The organism is Bacillota bacterium (assembly GCA_012727955.1).
Classification (GTDB): Bacteria; Bacillota; Limnochordia; order DTU087; family JAAYGB01; genus JAAYGB01.
The window spans coordinates 1-3,657 of record JAAYGB010000013.1 but is presented as its reverse complement, the minus strand read 5'-3'; the positions used below and the strand labels follow the sequence as shown (position 1 = coordinate 3,657).

At 46.8% G+C, this 3,657-nt stretch carries 4 protein-coding genes; 2 read left to right on the top strand and 2 right to left on the bottom strand.

What is annotated here, in order from left to right; genetic code table 11:
• Window positions 1-934: 934 nt before the first annotated feature.
• Window positions 935-1,531 (top strand): hypothetical protein, encoded by a 597-nt coding sequence (locus GX030_03195; GenBank protein ID NLV91385.1) that lies wholly within the window; start codon window positions 935-937, stop codon window positions 1,529-1,531.
• A gap of 402 nt (window positions 1,532-1,933) precedes the next feature.
• On the opposite strand, the gene GX030_03190 is transcribed toward GX030_03195, so the two are convergent.
• Together GX030_03190 and GX030_03185 are read right to left on the bottom strand one after the other, a co-directional pair.
• Window positions 1,934-2,533 (bottom strand): HAD family phosphatase, encoded by a 600-nt coding sequence (locus tag GX030_03190; GenBank protein NLV91384.1) that lies wholly within the window; start codon window positions 2,531-2,533, stop codon window positions 1,934-1,936.
• Between the two features lie 5 nt (window positions 2,534-2,538).
• Complete coding sequence (locus GX030_03185) at window positions 2,539-2,703, bottom strand: hypothetical protein (protein NLV91383.1); 165 nt, start codon at window positions 2,701-2,703, stop codon at window positions 2,539-2,541.
• A gap of 165 nt (window positions 2,704-2,868) precedes the next feature.
• Between GX030_03185 and GX030_03180 the strand changes: the two genes are divergently transcribed.
• A complete protein-coding gene (locus GX030_03180) occupies window positions 2,869-3,567 on the top strand; it encodes a lantibiotic protection ABC transporter ATP-binding protein (GenBank protein NLV91382.1) in 699 nt (232 codons plus the stop codon).
• Window positions 3,568-3,657 lie beyond the last annotated feature (90 nt).

Sequence of the window (3,657 nt, the reverse complement as noted above, 5' to 3'; positions counted from 1 at the left end):
GAGCTAAGGTTGCCAACGCTGACTCAGACCGATGCCCTCATACGAGATGCCGAGGCCAGCCAGTGGACCAAGAGGAGTTCCTTGCTGAGGTCCTGCGCACCGAAATCGAACAGCGCAAGGAAAACCGAACGCGTAGTTCGAGTCATTTCATTAACACTGTTTCCCATGTAGTAGTCTCCTTAACTCGGGCTAACGCTCATAGGTTTTAGCTCAGATTAACCCAAATCTTAATCTTTTGGTTTTGAAAATCTCTATATAGCTTCCTGCAGCCGTTAACACCACTAACAACAGGAGTCTCGACATTCAAAACTTAGTTCACCAGCTACAGTCAGTACTACTCAGTATTCTTAAACCTGAGTTTACTATATTGAGCAGGAATCAAACTTGTCTCAAAAAGCATCTGCGAATAGTGCTATTCTTCTCGCCTCCCCCTATGGGAATCACTTGGAATTCCGCCCTTGGGACCGTGTGCAATGGCCTCTTTTTCTTTACTATCCCCTACACTTGCTAAGTTATAAAGGACTGATAAAGGCTCACAAGCACTTTGCCTATGCAGGGAACGCATGGAATGCGAGTATCGTTGGCTATACGTGTCTACCACAGTTGTAGAACCCTAAGAAAGCCAAACACCAAGGGAGCTTCGCTGAAAAAGCCTCAATTTCTCGCGAGGTAGGCATATTGCTTGAGGCAAGTTGACGTTTCTTTGCGTACCCGGACACGAATGCCAGACAATATAGAGATGCACCACAGGCAATAGTTAGGTTTTTTGAATATACTTTGAGACTCTTCTAACTCCCTTAAGTTATGGTAGACACAAAGTTTGGATCTTTCAACAAGCTGAGCTAGGGGGTGATTTCTCAACTATCCCTGAAATGGCCAGATGACATATTTGAAATGGTAAGGAGAAAGACTGTCGAAGGAGGTATCTTCAATAATGAAATTTGGTCTACCGTTGACTTTATTTCTAGTGCTTTCTATGGCGCTGACTGTGCAAGCAAGTGTAGGGGGAGATCTACGGGGGGAAGTAGACGTCCAGATATCCGTCTCTGGATGGGCTGAGGTAAGAACCTTGAATGAAGCTATCAACCTGGATATTACAAACCCAACTGAGTTCATTAAGTCGAACGAGGCTGAGTGGACAGTCCATGCAAACACCCCTGTCAACATAACTTTCGAATCTTTAGGCTTTTACACTACGACTCAGTCAGGACTCTATGAAAACTTCCGTCCTGACAAATACTTCACATACAGGGTCAAGAGCCCTGGAGACGACACAACTAGCTATACCTTTAAGCCCAAGAGACTTGGGTCAAATCCCGAAGGCATTGACACTAAGGTGACGCGCAATACCAAATGGGGTCCGAACACTCTCTTTTGCCAGTCAGGCAAATTATGGATAGAATATACTCCAGATCCTGACCCCGGCAAGAAGCCTGGCTGGATGTATGATGACTGGGACGGTTGGGAAGGACTCATTGCGGGTGGATATGAGGACACCGTTGCTATAACTATATCTGAAATACTGGAATAATACACCACGGGCTAGACCACAAGCGAAGTTTCCTTGCGCAAACAGCCTCAATCGGGCGAAAGGGAAACTGTATGCAATTTCAGAGTGGCCCCTTCTTCCAACAGAATGGGCCATTTTTTCATATTCGTAGTCTTTCTTTCGACATACTTAGCACTCTTCCTAATACTGAGTCCCATCATTCACTTATCGCTTTGACTACGCAAAATAACCGCAGAAACACTCGCCTTGAATCAAGGTTAACAGGAAAGATATCCACATCTTCTTTTCGCCAACCCCTCCGCTACATTCTTGGTGTTTAGCAGGACTAAAATGCGCTTCTGTATTGCTTTGGAACCCCTCCTTTGACTTCTATGACCTTCCGTGCAAATTCAGAAATTCCGTTTCCTGTCAGTGTTGCGACACTTAAGATCCTAGACCGACGAACTTCCTCAACTCCCCCACCGTCTTCTCAAAGGAAGTATGATGAATCGTATGAAACCCAAAATCCCGCGCCCCATCTATATTCTCCTTCACATCATCTATGAAAACACTCTCCCAGGGGTTAATTCCGTACCGGTCAATCAGCACCTGATATATCTCCGGCTCCGGTTTGACTGCATGCACCTCATAGGAAATAACCATACCGTCAAAGAGGTCAAACCAATCATGCTTATTTCTCACATGGCGAAAGGCTTCCCTATGGAAATTAGACAAAGCATACAGTCTATAGCCGACCCCTTTCAGCTTGGGCAAAAGCTTTACTCCCTCCAAAGGGATAAACATAGCATACCAGTCGGCGAAAACCCGCTCGATCCCCCAGGCATACTGCGAATATATAGCGGTTAATTGAGCCACCGCCTCACCCTCATCAATGACCCCTCGATCGAGATCTACCCACACCTTGCTCCTGAAAACGATTCTATTGTAAAGCTCCACCTCTTCGTCACTTAATCCCAGGCTCCTGAGATACTCCTTGGGCTGAAAGCTTAGGAGCACATTGCCGATATCAAATATGACGTTCATAACCTTCACTCGACCACCCACTTAACCATATCCCGCACCTGAAATGAATAACCGACATCAGATACCACTACCTCCATACCCTCCAGCCTTTCATTCCCCCTCATTCGCCCCTGAACTCTCTCACAGTCTCCACCATGGCCAAGTATCCTGATGCTGCGTTCCTCCACCACGTATTTTCCTCCGCTGTGTTGCCAATCCCTCCCTAGACTGCCTCTTTTCCGTGAGCCAATACGAACCCGGCCCGAGCGTCTGCATAGAAACCTATCGCCTTCTTTATAGTTTCTTGATACCTCCCCATTACACTAAAATTAAATAGCCTGCAAAGGGGTGGTCGAATGTCGCATTTCATTATCCAAACTAGCGGCTTGACAAAGCATTACGGCAGGCAGCTTAGTGTAAACAATCTAGCCCTCGAAATACCCGCAGGGAGCATTTACGGTCTCTTAGGCCCCAATGGTGCCGGCAAATCAACTACTCTCAAACTGCTTACAGGACTGATTCGCCCTGATGCTGGGAAAATCCAACTCTTTGGCGAACCTTGGCAGCGGCATCATTTACAGCGCATCGGGGCCCTAATTGAAGAGCCTGCGCTCTACGGCAATCTGACAGCAGAAGAGAACCTCTTGATCCACACAACTATCATGGGCTTACCCAAGACAGAGATTGATCGTGTCCTAGACTTGGTTAACCTCAAAGGCACAGAGAGTAAGCCGGTATCAAGGTTTTCCACCGGAATGAAGCAGCGCTTAGGCATTGCCATTGCACTGCTGGGTAAACCTGAACTCTTGATCTTGGATGAACCCACCAACGGACTTGACCCTTTGGGTATCCAAGAGCTTAGGGGATTGGTGAGGTCCTTTCCAAGAATGGGCATTACTGTCATTCTTTCCAGCCATGTTCTCACAGAAGTGGCCCAAGTGGTGGACCATGTGGGAATCATCAGCGAGGGACACCTGCGCTACCAGGGACCCATAGAACACGATACCGACCTAGAAGAACTCTTTATTCAGGTTGTAAGGGGGCAACAACAGTGAACAATCTAATCGAGATCGCTATTAAGCCCCCTAATCGATTTGGACATATAGTGTGTGTCTGATAGAATCGGTCTAGGAGTGATTTCAGTG

Excerpts from the sequence above, each read along its gene's own strand:
- GX030_03195 (NLV91385.1), top strand. The coding sequence starts at position 935 with ATGAAATTTGGTCTACCGTTGACTTTATTTCTAGTGCTTTCTATGGCG.
- GX030_03190 (NLV91384.1), bottom strand. The coding sequence starts at position 2,533 with ATGAACGTCATATTTGATATCGGCAATGTGCTCCTAAGCTTTCAGCCC.
- GX030_03180 (NLV91382.1), top strand. The coding sequence starts at position 2,869 with ATGTCGCATTTCATTATCCAAACTAGCGGCTTGACAAAGCATTACGGC.